General features: G+C 62.8%; 19 protein-coding genes and 3 pseudogenes. 17 read left to right on the plus strand and 5 right to left on the minus strand.

Translation table 11 applies throughout. The annotated features are described in order from the left end of the window. Positions 1-338: 338 nt before the first annotated feature. From BOX37_RS36385 to BOX37_RS35615, 15 genes and pseudogenes are all read left to right on the plus strand, one after another. Positions 339-395: pseudogene (locus tag BOX37_RS36385) on the plus strand (hypothetical protein); the annotation flags it as partial. A gap of 163 nt (positions 396-558) precedes the next feature. Then, complete coding sequence (locus BOX37_RS28090) at positions 559-1,371, plus strand: IS3 family transposase (RefSeq protein ID WP_240505080.1); 813 nt, start codon at positions 559-561, stop codon at positions 1,369-1,371. Between the two features lie 1,341 nt (positions 1,372-2,712). Next, on the plus strand, positions 2,713-3,507 hold the full coding sequence (locus BOX37_RS28100; protein ID WP_084760241.1) for an MlaE family ABC transporter permease: 795 nt from the start codon (positions 2,713-2,715) through the stop codon (positions 3,505-3,507). 129 nt (positions 3,508-3,636) lie between these two features. Continuing rightward, positions 3,637-4,404, plus strand: a complete 768-nt coding sequence (locus tag BOX37_RS28105; protein ID WP_240505470.1) for an ABC transporter permease — start codon at positions 3,637-3,639, stop codon at positions 4,402-4,404. Positions 4,405-4,451: 47 nt separating this feature from the next. Beyond that, positions 4,452-5,564 carry an MCE family protein gene (locus BOX37_RS28110; RefSeq protein ID WP_240505081.1) on the plus strand — a complete coding sequence of 371 codons (1,113 nt, stop codon included), beginning with the start codon at positions 4,452-4,454 and terminating at the stop codon, positions 5,562-5,564. Then, positions 5,561-6,577: an MCE family protein gene (locus tag BOX37_RS28115; protein WP_071930242.1), complete on the plus strand. Its 1,017-nt coding sequence runs from the start codon at positions 5,561-5,563 to the stop codon at positions 6,575-6,577. The genes BOX37_RS28110 and BOX37_RS28115 overlap by 4 nt, the downstream gene beginning before the upstream one ends. A 3-nt stretch (positions 6,578-6,580) precedes the next feature. Beyond that, positions 6,581-7,570 (plus strand): MCE family protein, encoded by a 990-nt coding sequence (locus BOX37_RS28120; protein ID WP_071930243.1) that lies wholly within the window; start codon positions 6,581-6,583, stop codon positions 7,568-7,570. A gap of 59 nt (positions 7,571-7,629) precedes the next feature. After that, positions 7,630-8,745: an MCE family protein gene (locus BOX37_RS28125; RefSeq protein ID WP_240505082.1), complete on the plus strand. Its 1,116-nt coding sequence runs from the start codon at positions 7,630-7,632 to the stop codon at positions 8,743-8,745. Further along, on the plus strand, positions 8,742-9,848 hold the full coding sequence (locus BOX37_RS28130) for an MCE family protein (protein WP_240505083.1): 1,107 nt from the start codon (positions 8,742-8,744) through the stop codon (positions 9,846-9,848). Before BOX37_RS28125 ends, BOX37_RS28130 begins: the two co-directional genes overlap by 4 nt. Beyond that, positions 9,848-11,272 carry an MCE family protein gene (locus tag BOX37_RS28135; RefSeq protein ID WP_276207274.1) on the plus strand — a complete coding sequence of 475 codons (1,425 nt, stop codon included), beginning with the start codon at positions 9,848-9,850 and terminating at the stop codon, positions 11,270-11,272. The genes BOX37_RS28130 and BOX37_RS28135 overlap by 1 nt, the downstream gene beginning before the upstream one ends. Continuing rightward, complete coding sequence (locus BOX37_RS28140) at positions 11,248-11,823, plus strand: hypothetical protein (protein ID WP_071930247.1); 576 nt, start codon at positions 11,248-11,250, stop codon at positions 11,821-11,823. The genes BOX37_RS28135 and BOX37_RS28140 overlap by 25 nt, the downstream gene beginning before the upstream one ends. After that, a complete protein-coding gene (locus BOX37_RS34420) occupies positions 11,820-12,410 on the plus strand; it encodes a hypothetical protein (RefSeq protein WP_156910585.1) in 591 nt (196 codons plus the stop codon). The genes BOX37_RS28140 and BOX37_RS34420 overlap by 4 nt, the downstream gene beginning before the upstream one ends. Positions 12,411-12,423: 13 nt before the next feature. Then, a complete protein-coding gene (locus BOX37_RS28150) occupies positions 12,424-13,458 on the plus strand; it encodes an ABC transporter ATP-binding protein (RefSeq protein ID WP_071930249.1) in 1,035 nt (344 codons plus the stop codon). Positions 13,459-13,732: 274 nt separating this feature from the next. Further along, entirely contained in the window at positions 13,733-15,058 is a 1,326-nt protein-coding gene (locus BOX37_RS28155) for an ISL3-like element ISPfr2 family transposase (RefSeq protein WP_071930237.1), read from the plus strand. A gap of 543 nt (positions 15,059-15,601) precedes the next feature. Beyond that, positions 15,602-15,825, plus strand: a pseudogene (locus BOX37_RS35615) (transposase); the annotation flags it as partial. On the opposite strand, the gene BOX37_RS28165 reads toward BOX37_RS35615, so the two are convergent. After that, on the minus strand, positions 15,825-17,597 hold the full coding sequence (locus BOX37_RS28165) for an FAD-dependent oxidoreductase (protein ID WP_071930251.1): 1,773 nt from the start codon (positions 17,595-17,597) through the stop codon (positions 15,825-15,827). The pseudogene BOX37_RS35615 and the gene BOX37_RS28165 sit on opposite strands and share 1 nt — an antisense overlap. A 136-nt stretch (positions 17,598-17,733) precedes the next feature. On the opposite strand from BOX37_RS28165, the gene BOX37_RS28170 reads away from it, so the two are divergent. Beyond that, positions 17,734-18,960 (plus strand): PucR family transcriptional regulator, encoded by a 1,227-nt coding sequence (locus BOX37_RS28170; RefSeq protein WP_156910586.1) that lies wholly within the window; start codon positions 17,734-17,736, stop codon positions 18,958-18,960. Between the two features lie 90 nt (positions 18,961-19,050). On the opposite strand, the gene BOX37_RS28175 is transcribed toward BOX37_RS28170, so the two are convergent. Genes BOX37_RS28175 through BOX37_RS28185 form a run of 3 tightly spaced genes read right to left on the minus strand, consistent with a single transcriptional unit; the run spans position 19,051 to position 22,100 of the window. Continuing rightward, entirely contained in the window at positions 19,051-20,298 is a 1,248-nt protein-coding gene (locus tag BOX37_RS28175; protein WP_071930253.1) for an NAD(P)/FAD-dependent oxidoreductase, read from the minus strand. A 33-nt stretch (positions 20,299-20,331) separates the two neighbouring features. After that, positions 20,332-21,735, minus strand: coding sequence for a cytochrome P450 (locus tag BOX37_RS28180; protein WP_071930254.1), 1,404 nt, complete (start codon positions 21,733-21,735; stop codon positions 20,332-20,334). A 44-nt stretch (positions 21,736-21,779) separates the two neighbouring features. Continuing rightward, positions 21,780-22,100 carry a 2Fe-2S iron-sulfur cluster-binding protein gene (locus BOX37_RS28185; RefSeq protein WP_071930255.1) on the minus strand — a complete coding sequence of 107 codons (321 nt, stop codon included), beginning with the start codon at positions 22,098-22,100 and terminating at the stop codon, positions 21,780-21,782. A 154-nt stretch (positions 22,101-22,254) separates the two neighbouring features. Between BOX37_RS28185 and BOX37_RS28190 the strand changes: the two genes are divergently transcribed. Next, positions 22,255-23,925: an aldehyde dehydrogenase family protein gene (locus BOX37_RS28190; RefSeq protein WP_338039766.1), complete on the plus strand. Its 1,671-nt coding sequence runs from the start codon at positions 22,255-22,257 to the stop codon at positions 23,923-23,925. Positions 23,926-24,168: 243 nt separating this feature from the next. On the opposite strand, the pseudogene BOX37_RS36325 reads toward BOX37_RS28190, so the two are convergent. Next, a pseudogene (locus tag BOX37_RS36325) lies at positions 24,169-24,840 on the minus strand (TetR/AcrR family transcriptional regulator); the annotation flags it as partial. Position 24,841: the final 1 nt, after the last annotated feature.

Raw genomic sequence — 24,841 nt, forward strand, 5'->3', positions numbered from 1 at the left:
CGTGCCGTCACGCGGGCCTCACCACCGAAATGGGGACAGAGCCAGAACAAGGGTGTAACTCCAAACAAGGAGTAGCACTTCATGACTGATGTGATGTCGGCCGACCTGGCCGATACTGCTGAGGTGGCGAAACGCAAGGAACGCGACTGGCCCGTCCCCAATGAGTGAGACCACTCGGTACTAGATTCCTGTTGGCCCTGATCAGGACTGGAAGGGACACTGAGTGACATGGCAGGACGCAAGCGGCATCCGCGGAGGAGATCGTGCGGAAGCTGCGCCGTGCCGATGAGCTGATAGCGGCAGGCAAGACCGGGGACGGGGTCGCCGCCGAGCTGGGGGTGTCGGCGGCGACGATGTACAACTGGCGCCGTCAGTACGGCGGTGTGGACACCGATGCCGCCAAGGAGCTCAAGGAGCTGCGCGAGCAGAACGCGCGGCTCAAGCGGCTTCTGGCCGATGCCGAGCTGGAGAAGGACGCGCTGCGGGAGATCGCCAAGGGAAATTCTGAGCCCAGCGGCCAAGCGTCGCGCCGTGGACATGCTCAAGCAAGTCAAGAGCATGTCGGAACGGTTGGCGTGCAAGGTCGTTGGGCTCCATCGATCGACCTATCGGCGGCTGCCGGCCGCGCAGACCCCGACCGATCCCGACGCTGGTTTGCGGGCCTGGCTGCGGTCCTATGCCACGAAACACCAAGGTCACGGGTTCCGCCGTGCGTGGGCGGCGTTGCGGTTCGACGAGGGCAGTGAGGTGAACAAGAAGAAGGTGCACCGACTCTGGCGGGAAGAGGGCTTGCAGGTGCGCGCGCATTCCCAGCGCAAGCGGGCCGGATGTTCCTCGGCGCCGGCGGTCGACGCTGATGCCCCGAAGGTGGTGTGGGCATTGGATTTTCAGTTCGACTCCACCGTCGACGGTAGGGCGGTGAAGATCGCGTCGATGATCGACGAACACACCCGCGAATCACTGCTGCACCTGGTCGAGCGGTCGATCACCGCCGAGAAACTCGTCGCCGAACTCGAGAGGGTGTTCTCCGCCTGCGGTGGACCACCGAAGGTGCTGCGGATGGACAACGGGCCGGAAAGGATTTCTCATGCGCTGCAACAGTTTTGCGCTGATCGAGTGGGGATCGTCTACATCCCGCCCGGAACACCATGGAACAACGGGTTCATCGAATCGTTCAACCGGCGGTTGCGGGCCGAGTGCCTCAACCGCAACCCACTGGACGAGCCTGCTCGAAGCGCGGGTCGTGATCGGCGACTTCAAGACGAGCACAACCATCGGCATCGGCATTCGGCGCTGGGCTACCTCACCCCGGCCGAGTACGCTGTCCGCTGCAGCCACACCCACCACCCCGTGGACTGCGACACCAACTGAGACTGGATCGAACACAACCCGGATTCAAAGACCGGGTGGTCCCGTCATCGGGGACCGGTCAATCGGATGACGCGGAAAGACTCGACGGAGCGGTCGGCACCCAAGCGCGCACAGGACGAGTGTCTACGGGGTTCTTAGCGTGTCTACGGGGTTCTTACGAGCGCGGGCCTGTCAAAATGCGCGGCCGGCGAGGTTGTAGCGCTCAGCGACAGCGTTTCCGGCGTCGAACTCGGCACCCACGTCATCGGCGTACACGATCATGGGGGCCTTCGCGGAGTACGCCGTGCTGATGGCAGCTGGGACAGTGTCGTTGCCGCCAGGTTGGACCGACGGGCAGGCGTTGGGTCTGGTCGTGTCCTGGCCGACCGCATTGGCCGCTCTGAAACCGTTGGGGCAGCTAGAATCGGGGCAGACGGTTCTGGTCCAAGCGGCCGCCGGAGGAACCGGCCAAGTGGCCGTGAAGCTGGCCAAGCACTACGGCGCGACGGTGATCGCCGTGGCGTCCTCCGAAAGCACGAGGTGGTCAAGAAGCTGGGCGCAGACTACCTCCTGGACTCACGCAGCAGCGAACTTGCTGCCGAGGTCCTTCGCCTGACCGACGGCGCGGGCGTCGACCTCGTGCTGGACGGGTCGGCGGCTCCACCTTCCAGGCGAGCCTGGCCGCCGCCAAGCGGATCACTGGCCGCGTCGTCGTGTTCGGCCTCGCTGGCGGCGAGGCCTCGATCACCAACTGGGACCTCGTCTACAAGCACCAAGTCCATCTCACCGGGCTGAAGATCGGGATTCTGATCCAGTCCGCGCCGCACATATTCGGCCAGGTGATGAGAGGTGTTCGGCCTCATCGCGAGCGCGATCCTCGGCCAAGGCACTCTTACAGCCCGCGAATTGTCGGACGGCCCGCACGCACTCCAGGACCTCGGAGCACGCACCACAGTCGACGAAACTCGCCGAACATGCCCGTCGTGCCGACCACCGCGGCGCCCTACGTCTCGCCCTGATCGATCGCACCACTCACCCGAATGAGACGCGGTAGAGCTCGGGCCTGCTCCACCACCGAGCTGGTTGCAAAAAGATGCGTTTTGTAGCGAAAATGTCAACATTGAAGATCATGTTGCAATCGAGACGCCGTTCGGGGTAGTGTCCCTGTGATTCGCGACACTGATCTTCCTAGCGGACATCAGTCCGCAGGCCCCAGCGCCAGTGATGACTTGCACACGAGGCGGGGCATCGTCCGGGCGACGTCGCGAGCATGTCCCGGCCGTACCGGCCACCTTGGTTCAGTTGCAGCAGAAGTAGAGGGCCGTCGTCACTGCCGACTGGCGGATTTGGAAGGGTTTCGACATGTCACCAACCGAGACAAGGATGTCGCGCGCGGCCGCAGCGGCAACCGCGAATGCGCGCATCGCGCCGCGCGTCCTTGGCGAGTTCTACGCGACCGCGCTGGAAACCTTTCGGCATCTGCCCAGCCGTCCGTTTCAGCTACGGGAGTTCATCGCGCAGGCATGGTTCATCGCAGGCGTATCGATCGTGCCGACGCTGCTGATGGCCATTCCGTTCTGCGTCATGGTCGTTTTCCAGATCAATGTGTTGCTGAACGAGATCGGCGCCATCGATCTGTCCGGTGCAGGGGCAGGCGTCGCGGTAATCCGCGAGATCGGTCCGATTGTCACGGTCTTGGTCGTAGCGGGTGCGGGCGCCACCGCCATTTGCGCCGACCTCGGATCACGCACGATTCGAGAAGAGATCGATGCGATGCGCGTCCTTGGCATCGACCCGATCCAGCGCCTGGTCGTCCCGCGGGTCATCGCCTCGACGACCGTGGCGCTTTTCCTCAACGGCCTGGTCACAGCGGTTGGTTTGACCGGTGGGTATCTGTACGCGGTGTACCTCCAGGGCGCGACTCCTGGGCAGTTCATTACCGCCGTGCCGATTCTGACCGGCATTCCGGACCTGTTGATCAGCGAGCTCAAGGCCGCGATCTTCGGTCTCCTCGCGGGCCTGGTCGCCTGTCACCTCGGCCTCAATGTCAAGGGCGGACCGAAAGGTGTGGGAGAAGCGGTGAACCAGACAGTGGTCTTCAGTTTCGTGTTGCTGTTCTTCGCCAACGCGATTATTACCACCCTTTCCCTGCACTGATCGGAAGACGAGATGACCCAGAACTCAACGTACGGCGTCTCCGACGCGCTCAGTTCCAAGCCGACGGCTCGAAAAATCGTCAAGGGCGCCAAAGCGCCGGTGGACGGAGTGTCGGGCATCGGGCAGCAGATGTCGTTCTACCTCAGCAGTCTTGCGTGGACGCCGCGGGTGCTCAAGCGCTACCGCCGTGAAGTTGTCCGTCTGGTGGCCGAAGTCAGTCTCGGCACCGGTGCGTTGGCCGTGATCGGCGGCACTGTCGTTGTCGTCGGATTTCTCACTGCGGCAGCGGGTTACGAAGTGGGACAGCAGAGCACCAGCTCGCTCGGTCGGGTCGGTGTGGAAGCGATGGCCGGCTTCATTTCGGCCTTCTTCAATACGCGCGAAGCCATCCCGGTGATCGCCGGAGTCGCCTTGACAGCCACTGTCGGCGCCGGATTTACCGCCCAACTGGGTGCCATGAGGGTAAGCGAGGAGATCGACGCACTCGAGGTGATGTCAGTGCCGTCCATGCCATATCTCGTCACTACGCGGATCCTGGCCGGCCTCATCGCGGTCGGACCGCTCTACGCGATCGCGTTGTTCATGGGATATGCCTCGACCGAATTCGTCAGTGTGGTTCTCTCCGACCAGTCAGCCGGTACATATGAGCACTACTTCAACCTCTTCCTGGTGCCGGCGGATGTGCTGTGGTCGTTGCTGAAGGTGACGATTATCGCTGTAGTTGTGATGTGTGTGCACTGCTTCCACGGATATAACGCTGCGGGCGGTCCGGCCGGGGTCGGGGTCGCGGTGGGGCGTGCTGTGCGCAGCTCCCTGATCGCCATCATGGTCATTGATCTGCTCGTCGGTGTCGCCGTATACGGCGGCGTCCACTCCACCGTGCGGGTTTCCGGATGATCGCGGCGACTTCGCGTACCAAATCTTTGGCCCTTGGTGCGCTTTCGGTGACCTTTTTCGTGTTGGCGGCGCTGCTCGCGGTTGCCTCCTACAACGGGACCTTCATCCCTACTGTCCGCGTGTACGTGCACGCTGAACGTGCGGGACTGCTCATGGCGCCCGGGTCGGATGTCAAGGTGAGCGGGGTGGTCATCGGCAGGGTCGGCGCCGTGGAGCTGGACGCCGAACACGCTGTCCTCGCCTTGGAACTGGATCCCGACGAAGCCGCGAAACTTCCCGTCAACGTGGGTGCGTATATCGAGCCGACGACCTTGTTCGGCCGCAAGTTCGTCGCTCTCACCATACCGAGCGACCCCGCCGCGGGAACGCTCGAAATGGGGTCGGTGATCGATGCGGCAACGGTGACGGTCGAAGTGAACGACACCTTCAAAGCACTGCTGGCGATTCTGCGCGTCGTCGATCCACAAAAGGTCAACTCCACCTTGACCGCCGCAGCGACCGCGCTCGACGGACGGGGTGATCGCTTGGGCGATCTTCTCGTCGACATCGACCGCTACCTCAGCGAATTCAACAACAGCATTCCGACGCTGCAACGCGACATCCCGCTACTCGCGGACAATGTGGACACCCTGGCAGCGGTCACACCCGACCTCATGACCACGGTGTCGAACCTGACAACGACGAGCCAGACGGTCGTCGACCGACAGACAGCCCTGAGCGCATTCCTGCTCAGCTTCACCTCCTTCGGCAACAACGGATCGGCTCTACTCGACAAGGCAGGAACCCCTTTGGTCAGCGCACTCGACGCTCTGGAACCGACGACCGGGCTGCTCGCCGAACGCGCTCCCACCTATCCGTGCTTCCTTGCGAGCCTCAACCAATCACGCAGGGTCCTCGAGCGGGCACTTGGTGGCCGGCCGGGCCTTAACATCGTCGGCACGCTCTTGATGGGTGACCCGCCGTATAGGAACTCGGCCGATCTGCCCGTCAACGGTGCGGACTCGACGCCTGCCTGCTACGACTACGCCGCGGGACCGGGCGGACCCCCGCCGCCACACATCGATTTCAACGACGGCTCGCATGCCTACCGACCGGTCCGCGAACCACTGGATATCCTCGGAAACCCGTTCGCCGCAATGCTGTACGGACTCACCCGATGACCCCCCGGCGGCAAGGCCTCAAACTCTTGGCATTCGTCGTGGTCACCTCCTTGATCACGGGGGCGCTGTTCGTCGTGGTCGGTGACCTGCGTTTCGTCTCCCACCACACTTATCGCGCGCTGTTCTCCAGCGCGTCGGGACTACGGACGGGCGAGGACGTCAAACTCTCCGGCGTCGTGGTGGGGAAAGTGGAAGACATCGGCTTCGGGTCGGCTGACCTGGTAGAGGTGGAATTCACGGTGGACGACAACGTCGCGCTCCTGCGGTCCGCCACCGCCGCGATCAAATACAAGAATCTTATCGGGGACCGGTACCTCGAACTGACTGTGCGTGCTGATGATTCGGGGGTGCGGCCGGAGAACGAGACGATCCCGGACTCCCAAACACACCCGGCGCTCGATCTCGACGCACTGGTCAACGGATTCCGTCCGCTACTGCAGGGAATCGACCCGGATGAAACAAACAAGTTGTCGGCATCGTTGGTCGCGGTTCTCAATGGGCGTGAACAGAGCATTTCGGCCATCGTCGAGCAACTCGGATCCCTGGGCAATTCCGTCGCCGACCGGGACGCGGTGATCGGCAGGCTGATCGACAACCTCAACCTGGTTTTGCGTACGATTAGTGGCCGCGAAGACCAATTCGGTGCGCTGGTAACGAACCTGCAGCGGTTGGTCAGCGGGCTCAACAGCGACCGCGATACCTTGACCAACGCGCTGGTCGGGATCGATGACCTGAGTGGACAGACAGCACAAGTTCTCCAGGAGAACCGGCCGTCCATCGCCGCCGATATCGAGCAGTTGGGCCGCACTGCGGGCAACCTCAACGCGAGTTCCGAGACTCTCCAGCTCCTGCTGACAAACCTGCCCGAGGTCTATCGGCGTGGTGGCAGAGCCAGTGGCTACGGCAGTTTTGTGAACTTCTTTCTGTGCGGTGTGGCGATTCGCTATCCAGCGATCGGCGGCGGCCATTCGACCACGCCGATGTTCACGGTGCCAGCAGATAGGTGTAAGTGAGAGATGAAATCATTCTTCGATCGTGACCCGATCCGGCTCGGCTGGATCGGAACCGGGGTACTGGTTGCGCTGCTCGTGCTGGTTTTCAACTATCAATCGATTCCCGGATGGCCCGGATCGAGCAGCTATGTCGTCGAATTCACCGACGCCAGCGGACTCCAACCGGGCGACACTGTTCAGATCACCGGGATCACCGTAGGCAAAGTCACCTCCATTCAGTTGGTCGGCGATCACGTCGATGTAGAGGTACACGCCGATACCCGCGACCGTCGTCTCGGCGACCGCACAGGTGCGGCGATCAAGGTCGAGACGGTGCTCGGGCGCCGATTCGTCGAGCTCCGTCCGGACGGGGGAGGTGAGCTCGGCGACCGGATTCCGGTCAGCCGCACTACTTCCGGCTACGACATCACCGATTCGCTCTCGCAGCTGACCGGCAAGCTGGAGGGCACCGACAAGAAGAAGTTGTCCGATGCCCTCGACAGCATCTCGACAGTGACCGAAAACCTGCCGGAAAACCTCCAGTCGGCATTCGACGGAATCTCGCGAGCTTCCGCCACAGTGGCCGATCGCGACCAGGCCGTGCGTGATCTGTTCACCGAAACGAGCGCGGTCTCGGAAATTCTCGCTGATCGCAACCAGAACCTGACCGCTCTCATCAGCGACGGTGGAACGTTGTTCGCAGCGCTGAACGACCGAGCCGCGACTATCAGGAGCTTGCTTTTCACAGTCACCCAGGTGAGCAACGAGCTCCGTGGCCTGGTCGCGGACAACGCGGCGACAACACCGCCGGCACTGGCTGAACTCGAAAAACTGATCGCACTGTTGAACGAGAACCACGCGAATATCAACGATGCGATCAGCGGTCTGCGCCCGTTCGCAACCCAGTTGGGGGAGGTCGTGGGCAGCGGACCGTTCTTCAGCGCGCTCCTGCACAACATCACTCCGGTCAACCTGCACGGCCAGGGCCCGGGCAGTCTCGGAGGTGGACGATGATACGCAAACCAACGTCGGGTCGGCGGATTCCGCTGCCTGGACGCATATTGGGAATCGCTGTGGCAGTCGCCGCGCTGGTCGTCGTCATCGTGACTGCCGTCGACCGTCAAGGTACCAAGCACGCTACCGCCTATTTCACCAACACCGCCGGCATGTATGTCGGGGACAACGTGACCGTCCGGGGCGTCCCGATCGGAACCATCGACCGGATCGAGCCGATCGGCGACAAGGTTCGAGTCGAATTCACCTACGACGCGGAAACATTCATCCCCAGCGACACTCGCGCCGTCATCGTGGCACCGACCTTGGTTTCCGGTCGCTACATCCAGCTCACCACCGATCGTCGCGCCGACGGGCCTGCACTCGATGATGGCGCCGAAATCCCGATGGAACGTACAGCGGCACCCGTGGAGTACGACCAGATCAAGCGGCAGCTCGACCAGCTCGCCACGGAGGTCGGCCCGGATCGGCCAGGCGCCGACGGCTCGCTCAGCAGATTCACCGAGGCGACCTCGGCGGCGTTGTCGGGCAACGGTGCAACCTTGAAACAGACCCTGCTGAACCTGTCCGCGGCCCTGCAGACCATCGATCAAGGTGCACCCGACCTGTTCTCGACTGTTCGGAATCTGCAAACCGTCGTCTCCGCTCTGGCCGCTAGTGATCAGCAGATTCGGCAGTTCAGTGGCCAGCTCGCCGACGTATCCGATCTCCTCGACGATAACCGCACCCAGCTCGACGCCGCACTGCAGGCACTGCATGCGATGTTGCCCGAGATTCGATCCTATGTGCACGACAACCGTTCGGCGCTGCAGCGCAATGTCACCGAATTGCAGCGGATCTCCGGTCTGCTGGCCAATCGGCAGGACGACCTCGCCCAGATTCTGCACGCCGCACCCACCGCGCTCGCGGACTTGTACAACATCTACGATCCCGACTCCCGGGCGCTGACCACTGCCGTGTCGGTCGCCGATTTCCCTGAGCCGATGTCGTTCATCTGCGCCTTGCTCACGACCGCAAATGCGCCACAGCAGGAATGCTCGCGCGCGAGCGACAACTTCGGAGACCTTCTCGGTGCTGCCGTACGCGCTGCCCAACCCAAACCCGCGGCGCCGGCTCCCGCTCCCGCGAATCTTCTGCCCGGTCTGCTCATTCCTGGTCTCGGAGGCGGACGTTGAAAATCATCCGTAACGCATCGATGATCCTGGCAACTACCCTTGTTTCGTCCATCTTGGTTGCCGGTTGCCGGTTCGATGGCCCCAACTCGATCCCGCTGCCCAACAACGCCATCGGCGATGAGAGCTACACGGTTCGGGTAGAACTGCGAGATGTACAAAACCTCGTCGGCAATTCGATTGTCAAAGCCGACAACGTAACCGTCGGAATCATCCGGCGTATCGAGGTCGATGGCTACACGGCCGTCGCGACCGTAGACATCGACGAGTCGGTCGAGTTGTCGAAGAATGTCACTGCGCAGCTCGCGCAGACCAGTGTGCTCGGCTCGCAGTATTTGGAGCTGACCACCCCGCCGACGGCATCTGCAACCGGGCGACTCGCCGATGGTGACACCATCGCGCTCGGTGCCAGCTACGAGTACCCCGCGACCGAAGAGGTCCTCGCGGCGCTGTCGCTGCTGCTCAACGGTAGTGGTCTGCAGCAGGTTCGGACAATCATGAGTGAACTCAACCAAGCCGTCGGCGGCAGGGAAGAGTCCGTCAACAGCGCGGTCGGGCGCATCGAGACCTTCGTCGGAGGCCTGGATGCCCAACGCGACAACATCGTCAGAGCTATCGACAGCCTGGACGGCCTTGCCCAGTCTCTGGCCGATCAGAACGCGACACTCGCCGCGGGCATCGAACAGATCCAACCGGCGCTGGCAGTGCTCGAAGAGCAGCGTGGTCAACTGGTCACGATGCTCGACAGTGTCGGCCGGTTCGGCGCGCAAGCCGCCGATGTCCTGCGCAGCAGCCGCGCCGATCTGGCCGCCAACCTGCAAAGCCTGCAACCGGTCCTGACCGAGCTCGCCAATTCGGGAAAGGACCTTCCCGAAAGCCTGTTGCTCGCTGCGAGCGTCCCGTTCCCCGTGACCGCGATGGACGGACTTCGCGGCGACTATCTGAATCTGTTCCTCACCGTTGACCTCAGCGCCGAAGCGATCCAGAACAAGATGCTCGGCAGCATCCCACTGCGAGATCTGCTGCCCGGTGACCCCGGCCGTTTGGTGAATCCGATGACAGCGCCGACAGAACCCACCCCCGCACCGGCGACTGGAGGTCGATGATGAGAACCAGACTTGTCCGAGGACAATTGATCGTTTTCGCCGTCCTAGCCGTGGCCAGCCTCGCGTACGGTCTTGTGCACTATGTGAGCATCCAGCGATTGACCGGTATCGGCACCTACACGGTCACCGCGGAATTCGCCGAGGCGGGCGGGATCTATGAAGACGCACTCGTCACCTATCGCGGCCTCGACATCGGTCGGGTCACCGGAATCGAGCTCAACGGCACCACCGTTGAAGTACGGCTCCAGCTCGAGTCCGACTACCGGGTGCCTGCGTCGACGACGGCAACTATCAAGAGCATGTCGGCGGTGGGCGAGCAATACCTCGACCTGCAACCGGACACGAACTCGGAGCCGTACCTGGCCGACGGTTCGCGCATTGCGAAGACTCGAACAGCTGTCCCGGTGCCGACGGGGCAGGTGCTCAACAATCTCCAGACGCTGCTGACCGATATCCGGACCGAGAGCCTGAACAACACGATCGACGAGGTGGCGGCCGCACTCGACGGAACCGGTCCCGCATTGTCGGGGCTCATCGAATCCTCAGCCGATCTTATTCGCCTCGCGCAGGCAGATCTGGGGCCGACAGTCCAGCTGATCAATGATGCAGAGTCGTTGTTGACGACCGGGAACTTCGTAGGGAACGATATTCGCTCGTTCACGCACGATCTTGCGTCGTTCAGTCAGCAACTCGTCCTCAACGACACTCAGATCCGGGCCATCCTCGATGAAGGGCCGATCGCTGCCGATACTGTCGGCGGTACCTTCGCCGATCTGACTCAGCCGTTGCCGTTACTACTCACTGATCTGCAGACAGTGGGCCAGGTGTTGCGGGTGAATCTTCCGCAACTGCGTCAGATCCTCGTCGTCTACCCAGCTCTGAGCGCCGTCGTCAACAACAGCGCTGTCGGATACTTCGACAACCCCGATCCCCAGCTGCCGCTGCCGCTCGACATCAAACTCGGTAACACTCTTAATCCACCCCCGTGTACCGAGGGCTATCAGGGCACCCAACGTCGTGACCCCTCCGACACAGCCCCGCTCGAGGTCACGCCGAATCAGCACTGCGACGTCCTCCCCGATAACCCGAAAGTCGCCCGCGGTGCCCGCAACCTGCCCTGCGCCACCGATCCGACGGTTCGCACCGCTGACGTGGCGAACTGCCCACGCGGGCTGCCGTCGACGTGGTCCGATATGCCGCAGCGCCCCAGGGTGATCACGCCGACCCCACCTGAGCAACCGCAACCAGCACCCACGGCGGCGGCAGCCGAACCGGTGCTCTCCGCGGACAATCCCGCAGCCGTACCGTATGCCGAGCTCAGCGGGATCTTCCGAGGCCCGGACGGGATCACATACGTCCTCGGCAGCGCACCATCAGTATCTGGAAAGGAAGTCATGAAATGGCAATCGCTCTTGATCAAGTAGATTCGACCACGGCCACAGAAGGTTCGGAAGTTGACACCGCCGCACCCGAGATCAAAGGTCAACGGCGGCCGCGCCGACTCGCCGCGGCGTTGATCGTCCTCACCGTCGCGATGTTCGCCGTTCTCGGCGGCGCGGCGAAACTGTTCACCGATGTCCGCGCCTCCGAAAATGCGGGCGAACGCGACCGGATTGTTCTGGATACGGGGCGTAGGGTGGCCGCGGAACTGGTCTCCCTCAATCACACGTCAGCGAAAGAGAATCTCGACACCATCGCGGCGAATTCCACCGGATCGTTTCGCGATCAATTCGACAAGGTATCAGGGACATTCTCCTCGGTTCTCACGCAAGGGCAAGTAGAATCGTCCGGTGAAGTGAAGGAAGCGGGAATCGTATCGGTCGGTGACGATCGCGCCGTGATCATCGCCGCCGTCACATCGACGGTCAAGAATTCCGAAGTGCCCGAAGGACAAATGCGGGTGTACAGAATGAAAATGACCCTGGAAAAGAACGGGTCCGACTGGCTCGTTTCAGACGTGGAGTTCGTCGCATGAGTATCATCACCGATTCGGCAGAAAATGCCGCCGCATCGCGAGGTTTCTTCGGTCGGCTGAAAGCGTGGCCATCCGGGGTAATCGGGCACATAGCGGGCTGGCCCGCGAAGGTGCTCGTATCGAGCGTCGCGGTCGTTTTCGCACTGACGGTGGCTGCGGCAGTATCTGTCGCTGTTCTGGCCGTGCGGATGAATAACGTCCATTCCGTCGAAACATCGTCACTGGCCGCGATGGATTCGGCTAAGAAGCGCATTCCGCTGGTGTTGTCCTATGACTTCAACACCATCGACACAGAATTCCGCAAGCGCGCCGACAACCTTACCGGGACGTTCAAAAACGATTTCGCCGAGCTCGGCAATGCCGTGATCATCCCTGCTGCGCACAAGGATTCGATCACGACCGAGGCTGCCGTCGCAGAGGCAGCTGTCGTCAAGGCAGACGAGAACGAAGTGACCGTGCTGATGTTCCTTAATCAGACAACGAAGAGCGCCACTATGCCGGGGCCGCGCCTCGACGGCAGTCGCGTGCGGGTGACCATGACCGAATCCGGTGATCAGTGGTTGATCTCCGATATCACACCAGTGTGAGTGAGGATTACTGATGGGCGTCGAGGTCAGGACCGAGGGAGTAACAAAATCTTTCGGTTCACAGCGAATTTGGCAGGACGTGTCGATCACGCTCCCTTCGGGTGAGGTCAGTGCGTTGCTCGGCCCTTCGGGTACGGGTAAGTCGGTGTTCCTGAAGTCGCTCATCGGTCTGCTGCGGCCCGAGCGCGGGTCCATCTTCATCGATGGCACCGACATCATGACCTGCTCCAATAAGGAGCTCTACGAGATCCGCAAACTGTTCGGCGTCCTCTTCCAGGACGGCGCGCTGTTCGGCTCGATGAATTTGTACGACAACATCGCGTTCCCGCTTCGTGAGCACACGAAGAAGACCGAATCCGAGATCCGCCGCGTGGTCATGGAGAAGCTCGAGCTGACCGGTCTGCTCGGCGCCGAGAACAAGCTGCCCGGCGAGATCTCCGGCGGTATGCGCAAGCGCGCCGGTCTGGCCCGTGCGCTGGTCCTCGACCCGCAGATCATCCTCGTCGACGAGCCCGACTCGGGCCTTGACCCCGTGCGTACCTCGTACCTGGCGCAGCTGCTGCTCAACATCAACGCGCAGATCGACGCCACGATCCTGATCGTGACGCACAACATCAACCTGGCCCGTACCGTGCCGGACAACATCGGCATGCTCTTCCGCCGTCAGCTGGTGATGTTCGGCCCCCGTGAGGTGCTGCTCACCAGCGAGGAGCCGGTGGTCAAGCAGTTCCTCAACGGCCGCATGATCGGCCCGATCGGTATGTCGGAGGAGAAGGACGAGGCGCAGATGGCGCGCGAGCAGGCGCTCGTCGACGCCGGTCACCACCACGGTGGCGCCGAGGAGATCGAGGGCATCATCGCGCAGATGAAGGCCGAGCCCGGCATGCCCGCCCGGCAGGCCGTGTTCCGCCGTCAGGCGCGCGTGCGCGAGATCATCCACACGCTGCCGCACGCGGCACAGGTGGCGATCCAAGAGTCGTTGTCGGAGTCCGACGACACCCTGGTGATGAGGCTCGCGGCTACTCGGGTCAGCTCAGGAATGGAATAGGCAGCGTCGGTTTGTGGCCCGCATTTCTTGCGGGTCAACTCCGGGTAGCCGTGTCGTGTGCTGATCGCGAAGGGGATGTGCGTGGTATGAATGCCGGAGAGAACGTCCGATATTCAGAACTTGGCATGAGATGTTTACGCTGTTGCTACTGTACGGCCTTTATGGGCTCTTCCCAGGTGAGGGTGTAGGTCGGCCGGGCGCGTCGGTCCGCAGATAGACGTCGAGGTCTCCCGACGATGGAGGTTCCTACGCCATCCATCCGAAAGACCTCGACGTGTCCGACGCTACCCCGCCGGCCGGCTTCGGCCGCCCTGACCTGACCGCCTTCGCTCGACTCGACGGCCTCGGTCTGAGCGTGACCGGGCAACGACTTGAACCGGATCGTGCGGTCCTCGCGTGCCGCGTGGTGGAACCAGATCAGTGGTGCCGACGGTGCGGCAGCGAAGGCGCTGCTCGTGACACCGTGATCCGGCGGTTGGCCCACGAGCCGCTGGGCTGGCGACCGACCGTGCTGGAAGTTGTAGTGCGCCGCTACCGCTGTGCCGACTGCGGACACGTGTGGCGCCAAGACACCAGCGCCGCGGCGGAGCCACGCGCGAAGCTCTCGCGCACCGGGTTGCGGTGGGCGCTGGAAGGGATCGTGGTCGCACACCTCACCGTCGCCCGTGTCGCCGAGGGACTCGGGGTCGCGTGGGACACAGCCAACAACGCGGTCCTGGCCGAAGGCAAGCGGCTGCTGATCAACGACCCCACGCGGTTCGAGGGCGTGAAGGTCATTGGCGTCGATGAGCACGTCTGGCGCCACACCAGGCGTGGCGACAAGTACGTCACCGTGATCATCGACCTCACCCCGGCCCGCGATGGCGCCGGCCCAGCAAGGCTGCTGGACATGGTCGAGGGCCGGTCGAAGGCGGCGTTCAAGACCTGGCTCGCCGACCGCGACGACGCCTTCCGTGACGCGGTCGAGGTGGTCGCGATGGACGGCTTCACCGGGTTCAAGACCGCCGCTGCGGAGGAGATCCCGGACGCGGTCACGGTGATGGATCCCTTCCACGTCGTGCGCCTGGCCGGTGACGCCCTCGACAGGTGTCGGCGCCGGGTCCAACTCGCGATCCACGGGCACCGTGGGTTCAGGGACGACCCGCTCTACAAGTCGCGGCGCACGCTGCACACCGGCGCGGACCTGCTTACCGACAAGCAGAGCGACAGGCTACGCGCGCTGTTCGTTGATGACGCTCACGTCGAGGTCGAGGCGACCTGGGGTGTCTACCAGCGCATGATCGCCGCCTATCGCCACGAGGACCGGCAACGTGGCCGCGAGCTCATGGAGAAGCTGATCACCGACCTCAGCGCCGGCGTCCCCAAGGTGCTCACCGAGCTCACCACCCTGGGCCGGACCCTGAAGAAGCGAGCCGCCGACGTGCTCGCCTACTTCGAACGACCCGGCACCAGCAACGGGCCGACCGAGGCGCTCAACGGACGGCTCGAACACCTGCGCGGCTCCGCACTCGGGTTCCGCAACCTGACCAACTACATCGCCCGAAGCCTGCTCGAGACCGGCGGCTTCAGACCCCAACTCCTACACCCCCGATTGGGATGAGCCCCTTTATGTTGTCGCAATCAGCGGGGTGATCACTACTCTGATCGTTTCCAGGTATCGCCACGCTGCTCGCAGCCGACCCGACTTCCGTTCGCGCAAGTGTTCTGCAGAGCAGGTTCGAGGTAATCGGGAATCAACGCTCGGTCGTTATCTGCAATAGTTGGAGCGGACTGCATATGGTAGATACTCACCCGCAGCGCAATAATCGTCCCTCATTGAACCCTTCATGGTGCGGGCTGTATGAGGGCCGCGGCTCGATGTCGAATCGTAGAGATTATTCGGTTCGCTGATGACGTCACTGGTGCTGTCGCTGTCGTGCGCACTTCACGTGCTCGGCAAGAACTGCACCGGTCCAACCGTGTGAACTAGTCCGCCGCTGCCATCGGCGATCACTTCGTTGTAACGCAACTATGCCAAACGCGCTGCTACGGAATTTCCGGGCTGAGCTCACCGCGGCGCGATTTCCTCTGAATCGGATGACGTGCAGGACAGGCACCAAGGCCGTGTCTCACCTCGTAATCGATTGTGCAGCAGGATGTTCGGCTGTGGTGGACTAGTTTCGCGGCGGTTGTTCCGGATGCACTGTGGGAGTTGGCCGAACCGCTGCTGCCGCCGTTTCGTCCGTGTGAACAGGGGGGTGGTACCGCCCGGTGGGCCAGCGGGCGGTATTCACGGCCGTTGTGTACGTGCAGACCAGCGGCTGCGCTTGGCCGATGTTGCCGCCGACGTTCGCGGTCACCGGGCCCATCACACACCAACGGTTCACCTACTCAGTTGTGGACCGCAAGCTGGCGTTTTTCCGGGTCGCTGCGTCCGGGCGAACGGTCGGGAATGGCAAGGCTGCCGGCGCGCTCCGGGGAACGACAGGGGCCTTCGGCCAGATTCGCTCGACCTCGAGATATCTTTCGCCCAGCGGGGGCCGGGTGTCGTACTCGCCCTTGTTCGGCCATATCGACATCGCCCGTTCGGCCTGAGCAGTGATCGTCAGCGATGGGTTGACTCCGATGTTGGCCGAGATCGCAGCGCCATCGACGACATGCAGGCCCTCATGACCGAAGACGCGGTGGTATGCGTCGACGACGCCGTTGTTGGTCGAGTCACCGATGACTACACCGCCCAAGAAGTGGGCAGTCATCGGAACGTTGAAGATCTCGCCGATGCTGCTGAACGGGACCCCACCGATCTCTTCAGCCATCAGACGGGTTGCTTCGTTGGCCGCTGGGATCCAAGTCGGGTTGGGCTCGCCATGTCCCTGCTTGGAGGTGAGCTTCACCTTGCCCGTCCATGTGCGTTTCGGCAGGACCGTGATCGAGTTGTCGTGCGTCTGCATGACCAGTGCGATGATTGTGCGACGCGACCAGGAGCGCAGCCCGACGAAGAGGTTCAATAAGTTGATCGGGTGACGCACCACGGCGCTCAGCCACTTCAGCACCCGAGGGACGTTGCCGCCACCATCGGTCATCAATGTGAGCAGCCCCGCCATCGAACTCGAACCAATGCCGTAACGGACCGGCTCGATATGGGTTCGGTCGTCGGGGTGGATCGACGAAGTGATCGCGACACCGTTGTGGAAGTCCAATTTCTCCGGGTTGCGGAGCTTGACGTTCGCCGAACAGATCGACTCCGAGTTGGTCCGGGTGAGCATACCGAGCCGCTTGGAGAGGTTCGGCAGGTCTCCGGAGGCCTGCATCTTGTGGAGCAGCGTCTGCGTTCCCCATGTACCAGCGGCAAAGACCACGTGCTCGGCGGTCAGCTCGTACGCGCGCTTCTTCGAGCGCTTGCCCGTGGGCTGGATCTCGACCGCGTATCCACTGCCCGCCAGCGGACGCACTCGGGTGACAGTGCTCATCGGAAGGATCTTTGCCCCGGCCTGCTCCGCAAGGTAGAGGTAGTTTTTGACGAGGGTGTTCTTGGCGTTGTGTCGGCATCCGCTCATGCACTCGCCGCACTCCAAGCACCCGGCCCGATCGGGGCCCGCGCCTCCGAAGTATGGGTCCGGAGATACTTTGCCCGGTTCCTTGGCATCGTCGCATCCGAAGAAGACGCCGACCGGCGCCGCGTGGTAGGAAGAGCCGACCCCCATCTTGTCGGCGACCTTCTGAAGGACGTCGTCGGCTGCAGTCTGAGTTGGGTTGAGGACAACCCCGAGCATCCGCTTGGCCTGATCGTAATGAGGGGCGAGCTCGGTCTTCCAGTCGGCGATGTGCGCCCACTGTTGGTCGTTGTAAAACGCGTCGGTCTGAGGTTCGTAAAGAGTGTTCGCGTACACCAGGGAGCCGCCACCGACCCCGGCGCCTGCGAGCACAACCACGTCGTTGAGGAGGTGAATCCGTTGGATCCCGTAGCAGCCCAGTTTCGGGGCCCAGATGAACCGGCGGGTTTTCCAGTTCGTCTTGCCGTAATCGTCGTCTGCGAACCGGCGGCCAGCCTCGATCACGCCGACCCGATATCCCTTCTCAGTCAGGCGGAGGGCGGTGACAGACCCTCCGAAACCTGAGCCAATGACGAGAACGTCGTAGTCGCGCTCCAGGTTTGCCATGATGGTGCCAATCTGCTTGAGTGCCGGTGATCTACTGGACCTGTACATTCGCATAGGCGCCCGCGTCGCGATTCGGGCGTTTCGCCAAAGATCAGCAAGCTGAGGTGTACTTAACGTCCAATAGGAGGTGCTCGCGATGAACCGCGACGACCGTTTCGATGCTCGCGTCCGTGAGTTCGTCGCCACTCAATCGGAACCGGTAGCTTTCGGGCAGTGGGTCGATCGCATCGTGCTCCGGGTTCAGGACGCCGTTCCTGCGATGGCGGCAGACCCGTATCTGACTGGGGTGATTCGACGGAGCGCGGAAAGTCAGTGGAGAGCGTTCCTGGCGAGCATGAATCAGCCCGAACAGGACGTGCCGATGGTGCCTGCGGCAGCTGAGATGGCCGTTGAGATCGCTCGCCGCGGGCGGACGTTGCCTGATCTTTTTCAGGTCTACCGGATCGCCCGCCGGGGGGTGTGGGAACACATCACCGGGGTGCTGGTAGAGCAGGCGGCAGACGCCGAAAGTACGGCGTTCCTCATCTTCTTCTGGGATCGAGCGAGCCAGTGGATCGATGCCGTCGTCGAATCATCAGCGGCCCTCTTCGAGGACGAACGGGATCAGGTACGACTGGGTGAGGCCGCGCAGAAACTGGAGACGGTCCGTGAAATCCTCGATAGAAGGTCGATGGCTAATCCGAGGGATCTTTCAGATGCCCTCAACGGCCATCCGATCTCGGGCTACAACACCGCCTTGATGCTCAGTGCATCCAGTGCGGACAGGGTCAGTGAGCTCCGGGCGGTCGCATTCGAGCTCGCCAAGTTCGCGGGCGCACGCAACCCCCTCATCGTGAACCCGGGCGGTCGCGACCTGTGGGTCTGGCTCAGCACGGTGAAGGAGCCATCACTCGACCAACTTGTCACTGCGCAGCCGGACCTCACCGCGCGTGGGATCCGGGTCGCTGTGGGCGCCCCGGGCGAGGGGGTCGAAGGATTCCGGCAGAGCCACTCCGAGGCTCGACATGCCCAGAAGATCGCTGCCGCTGCGAAGAATCTCGCCAATCCGCTGTACTTCCCGAATGTCGAAGCGCTGGTGATGCTGTGGCAGTCGAGTGAACAGGCAGTCCGGTTCGTCCAGCGCACTCTCGGCGATCTGTACAAGAACGACGAAGCGATGAACCGGCTCCGCCAGACTGCGAGGGTCACCCTCGGCGTGGGGAGTGTCGAGAAGGCCGCCGCCGTCCTGATCGTGCATAAGAACACGGTTCGCTATCGGCTCAGCCAGATAGAGAAGATCCTCGGGCGTGACCTGAATGAAGCGCCCGTTGCGATCGCGCTTGCGCTCGATTATCACGACGCGTTCCTTACGGGCGACGAATAGATGGAGGCGTCAGCGGCAGGGGGTCTCGGGCCCCGCCGCTGACTCCTCCAACTATGTGGATGATCGCTCAGCCCTCCAATTTCAGCGCATTCACTGGGCAGCCGTGTGGGGTGTCGGCGCGCCCAGCAGTGAATTCAGTGGGGTGTCGGGGTTGGCCAGCAACTCACGGTTCGGCGTTAGCCCCTGAGCGATGGCGCGCTTGCTGAACATGAATTCCTGCGGGCGATTGACACAATCGGCAGCGATGAGTAGGCCCTTGTCGAGGTAGAAGCAGGCGAAGTCACGGCCCGCTTCTGAGTCGCCACGCAGCACGATCTCGTCATAGCCGGTGTTGAGGCCCGCGATCTGCAGTTTGAGATCGAACTGATCCGACCAGAACCACGGCAGCGCGGAGATCTCCTTGGCTTTGCCGCAGATCGTCGCCGCGACTACTTTGCCCTGCTCAACCGCATTGGGCACCGACTCCAAGCGCAGGCGACAATCATAACGAGGATCGAAGTAGTTGGCGCAGTCACCGGCAGCGAAGATGTTCGGGTCACTGGTTCGACCGTGCGCGTCGATGACGATGCCGTTGTCCACCGTCAGTCCGGCCTCCTGGGCGAGCTCGACATTCGGCACGACGCCGATGCCGATGATGACCAGGTCAGCAGCGATGCGACCACCGTTCGCGAGTCGGACGCCACTGACGCGGTCTTTTCCCTCCAGGGAGGTGACGCCGACGCTGACACGAATGTCAACTCCCTCCTCGCGGTGAACGCGATCGTAGAACGCGGACAACTCCGGAGCGGTAACCCGCTGCAGGACTCGGTCGGCAGATTCGAGCACCGAAACGGTAACGCCCAACTTTCGTAACGACGCCGCCGTCTCCAGCCCGATGTAGCCGGCACCGATGATGACGGCGTGGCTGGTGGTGTTGAGGCCGTCACGGATTGCCTCGATATCGGCAGCGTCACGCAGATAGTGCACTCCGGGAAGATCGGCCCCCGGCAGACTCAGTCGACGCGGGCGGGCACCCAGACAGAGAACGAGGTGGTCGTAGCCGAGAGTCCCCGCGTCGGCCAGGGTCAGCGCACGGGCGCCTCGGTCGACACTCGTCACACGAGCCTGGCGGAACGTGACCCGTTGCTTCTCATAGAAGTCCGGCTTCTTGATCAAGAGTTCCTCGAGGCTGGACTTGCCCGCGAGATATGTCTTGGACAGCGGCGGACGCTGGTAGGGCAGCGATGGCTCATCGCCGATCAACAGGATTTTTCCCGTCCAGCCGTCCTGCCGCAAACTCGCGCACAACTGTGCGCTTGCATGGCTGGCTCCGACGATGACCACACGCTCGTTGTCCATGGTGTTCTTCCTGCCCGCCGCTGTCATTCGAACTCAGTCCGTCGACTTGGGCGTCAACTGGACCATCATCTTCTCGTAGCCCTTCACGAAATTGGACTGCACGTATTCCGGCTCACCGATGACCTCGATCTTGTCGAACCGAGCCAACAACTCCTCCCACATGATGCGCAGCTGCATCTCGGCAAGACGGTTGCCCATGCAGCGGTGCACGCCGAAGCCGAACGACATGTGGCTGCGTGCGTTCGGACGGTCGATGATGAAGGCGTCCGGGTTCTCGAACTGGCGCTCATCACGGTTGCCGGAGGCGTACCACATGACAACCTTGTCGCCCTTGCGGATGAACTGCCCGCCGAAGTGGACGTCCTCCTTCGCGACCCGGCGCATGTACGCCAACGGCGTCTGCCAGCGAATGACCTCCGAGACCGTATTGCTGATCAGCGACGGGTCGGCCTTCAACTTCTCGAACTGATCCGGGTTCTGGTGCAGGGCCAGTACGCCGCCGGACATTGAATTGCGGGTGGTGTCGTTGCCGCCGACGATCAGCAACGCGAGGTTGCCGAGAAACTCCAGCGGCCGATTGATCAGATCCTTGGTGTCTTCGGAGGTCTGCATCAACGTGATCAAATCAAAGCCGGGCGCCTCCCCCCGCTTCCTCCGCGCCGCCTTGTCGTACCACAGGGCCATGAAGTTGCGCGCCATGTCGCCCGTGGCCTCGTAGAAATCGTCCTGGCTAGTGGTGCCGCCGGTGCCTTCCGCGGTGCCGCTGATCGTATCAGACCAATAGGTGAGCTTGCGGCGCTCGTCGTATGGGAAGTCGAGCAGCGTGGCGAGCATGCGGCCGGTCAACTCCATCGAGACCCGGTCAACCCAATCAAACGGCCGATCGATCGGAAGGTTGTCGAGCACATCCTGAACCCGCTCCCGGATGAGCGACTCCATCTCCCTGAGGTTTCTTGGAGCTACAACGCCTTGGACGGCCTTGCGCTGGACATCGTGGACAGGCGGGTCCATCGCGATGAACATCTCGACGTTGATAGGCGCGTGACCGAGGATGATGTAGGGCTCCGCGGAGAAGACAGCGGGGTTCGTGTCGACCGCGACGATGTCCTCGTAGCGCGTAACCGACCAGAACGGGCCGAACGCGCTATCGGCGAGGTAGTGGACGGGAGCTTCCTCGCGCAGCCGCTTGAAGTACGAGTGCCACTTCCCTTGGCGGAACAGGAAGGGATCGCTGACGTCGAGTTCGGTCAACGGCAGGTCCGCTGCGTCCGGAATCGGCCGCTCGGTGAAAACGAGCGGCTCGACTTTGCTGACCAATCGTCTTGCTTTCTCCACCAGGTGAGCCGCCTGGACCTGCCGATCGACAGGGATTGTCGCCTGCAGCTTGTTCTGTACTTTGGTCTTCGCTCTTTCGAGCGCGCTATCCACGGTGTTCATGTGTTGGTCGTCCGCCTGTCGTGAAGGTGAGGGGAAGTTGTGGCCTACATCTGGAATTCCGGCAGGCGGACCTTCAGCCCGTCCATACCCGCCGACGCGGTTACCTGACACGACAGGCGTGAGTTCGGCTCGCACTCCGGCGACATCTCAAGCATTTGGCTCTCCTGCTCGCATCGCCTTCCGGTCACAGAGATCCACTCATCGTCGACAATGATGTGGCAGGTGCCGCACGCGGACTCGCCGCCGCAGTCACCATCGATGCCGGGAATAGCGCTGCTCGTGGCGATCTCCATGATCGACTCACCCTCGACGAGGTCGGTGTCATGGGAGGTGCCGTCGTGTTCGACGAAGGTGACAGTTGCCATAGTCGTTGCCTCTTTGCATGTGATGGTCGTCAGTCCGCTGTCGGAACCTTGCTGGTCTACTCATGATTCCGTCGGGCGCCGCCCTTACGCTTGCGCTCACCTGCCAGAGATTCGGAAGTCGTGTTGGCACTTTCGACCAATCCGGGCCGCAGGGTTGGAACTGGACCGGGCCAGCACAACGAACGCCGCGATCCTTTGGCCCAGCACACGAAGCCAGCGGACCTGCCTCCCGCATAGCCTCCGATCCTCAGCACAACAAAGAGGAGTCCAGCAGATGGTTACTGCGATCGACATCGAATCAGGATCCCTTGACCAAGCGGTCTCTGACCTGACCGCCGGGTCGGCCAGATGGGCCCACTTGAGACTTGGCGAGCGGGCCACGCTGCTGCGGGCCTGCCACGCGGCAACCGCGGCGCAGGCTGCGACCTGGGCGAAGGTCGCGTGCCAGGCCAAGAATGTGCCCTCGGGCCCGTTGGAGGGTGAGGAGTGGATGTCCGGACCGGCGGCGACACTGCAGGCCCTCGCGACTCTGGGCACCTCTCTCGAGGCCATCGCCGCAGGCCGATCCCCGATCGAGGGCCGCCGTATCGGGCACGCTCCCGGCAATCGCACCACGATCGGGGTGCTTCCCACTGACGCCAAAGAGTGGCTGCTGTTGAACGGGTTCAAGGCTGATGTGTGGCTGAAGCCGGGCGTACATGCTCAGCAGACGACCGAGCGCGCCGGCCTCGGCCAACACGAACTCGGGGTAGACGGCGGTGTCGGCTTGGTCCTCGGTGCCGGCAACATCACTTCCATCGCTCCGCTGGATGTCCTCTATGAGCTGATCGCCTTCAACAGGGCATCCATCCTGAAACTCAACCCCACCTTCGGTGCCCTCAAGCTGGTATATGAGGCGGCACTCGCACCACTGATCGAGTTCGGCGTCCTTCGGATCGTGAACGGAGGCGCGGAGACCGGTGGCTACCTGGCCGATCACCCCGGGATCAGCCACGTCCACATCACCGGCAGCGTCGTGACTCATGACTTGGTGGTGTGGGGCTCGGGAGAGGAGGCTGCCGAACGACGTGCGACCGGCGAGCCCCGGCTGAAAAAGGAGATGACCAGCGAACTCGGCGGGGTGTCGCCGATCATCGTGGTCCCTGGTCGATGGTCCGAGCGTGACCTGCGCTACCAGGCCGAGCATGTCGCCACGATGCGCCTGCACAATGCGGGTCACAACTGTGTCGCCGGCCAGACGCTGATCCTGAGTAGCGACTGGCCGCAACGCGAAGCGTTCCTGGGTGAGTTGGCGCGCGTCCTGGACGGGCTCGAGGCCCGTGAGTCGTGGTACCCGGGGTCCGCAGACCGGATCGAATCCGCGGTCCAGACCCACCATGCCGCGCAGGGCCACGGAGACTGCGTGCTGATCGAGGCGAACGGTGAGGACGACCCGCTGTTCACCACCGAGTACTTCGTCGGCGTCTTGGGGCACACCTGCTTGCCGGGCGTTGGAGCGACGTTCCTGCGGAACGCGGTGGCCTTCGCGAACGACCGCCTCATCGGCACCCTCGGCGCGAACGTCCTTGTCCGGCCCAGGGATCGGAAGGCCATGGGCAGGGAATTCGACGAGGCGATCGCCGACCTCCGGTATGGCGGCATCGCCATCAACGCTGGACCGGACTCATTTTCCTCGTGGCGAGCGCCCCGTGGGGCGCGTTCCCGGGGCACACGCTCGAAGAGGTCGGCAGCGGGATCGGGATCGTCCACAATGCGCTCCTCATCGATGAGGTCGAGCGTGTGGTCGCGACAGGACCATTCAGGCCATTCCCTCGTTCGGTGGTAAACGGCGAGATGTCGCTGGCCCCGAAGCCGCCATGGTTCGTCACCGCCCGAACGGCCCGGAGCACGGGCAAGGCCCTTACCTCGTACAACGCCGCCCCGACGTGGCTGCGGGCGCTGGGCGTTGTGCCACGGGCGATGTTTGGATGAATTCATGCCGAGGGACGGCCGTGTCAGAACGCGGCGGTCCCTCGGCGTGGCCGACCGCCACGATCTGGGCGACTCCTCACGCTGGCAACGTCACTGGTCAGTGAGCTCGTCGAGGCCACCGTTCAGAAGCACACCCTGCCGCCCGCCGCGAAGCGGGCGATCCAGCAGGAGCTGGAACACGCACCAGCGCTGCTGTGACGGCGCCGTCCGGTGGCGCCGACGCTAGAGCGACCGCCGCCCGATCTAGGCGATGAGTGTTACCGGCTGAGCCTGATAATCCCGTCCAACACAGATGCGTGGTTGTCTCCACGGCGTGATGCTTGGGCACGGTGCGTCCCGCCCTGTGCCATTGCCCGGCCGCGGCTATCCCGACACCTACCAGCCAGGAAGCGACCAGGTTTGCCCGCCAAGGTATCTCGCAGTGCGGGTGCAACATCCTGGCAACTGTCGCGGTGCAGTCGGCCACAGCCTGTTGCACCCGCAACCTGACCGAAGGCTCACTGGGTAGCGAGGAGTCGAATATCAGGACATGTAGCCCTGATTCGTCGCGATCGACCAGATCGAAAAAGACCTCGACAATGCGCTGGACGGCGTGGTGGGGGGACTGCGGCGATTCCGAGACCGTACGTACCGTGCCGGAGAGCTGATCGAGATACCGCTGTACGACAGTCAGGTAGAGCTCGAGCTTCCCTGAGAAACACTGATACAGAACCGGTTTGGTGACCCCAGCCGATTCGCTGACCATCTGCATCGTCACACCGTGATAGCCA

It is taken from the genome of Nocardia mangyaensis (assembly GCF_001886715.1).
Taxonomy (GTDB): domain Bacteria; phylum Actinomycetota; class Actinomycetes; order Mycobacteriales; family Mycobacteriaceae; genus Nocardia; species Nocardia mangyaensis.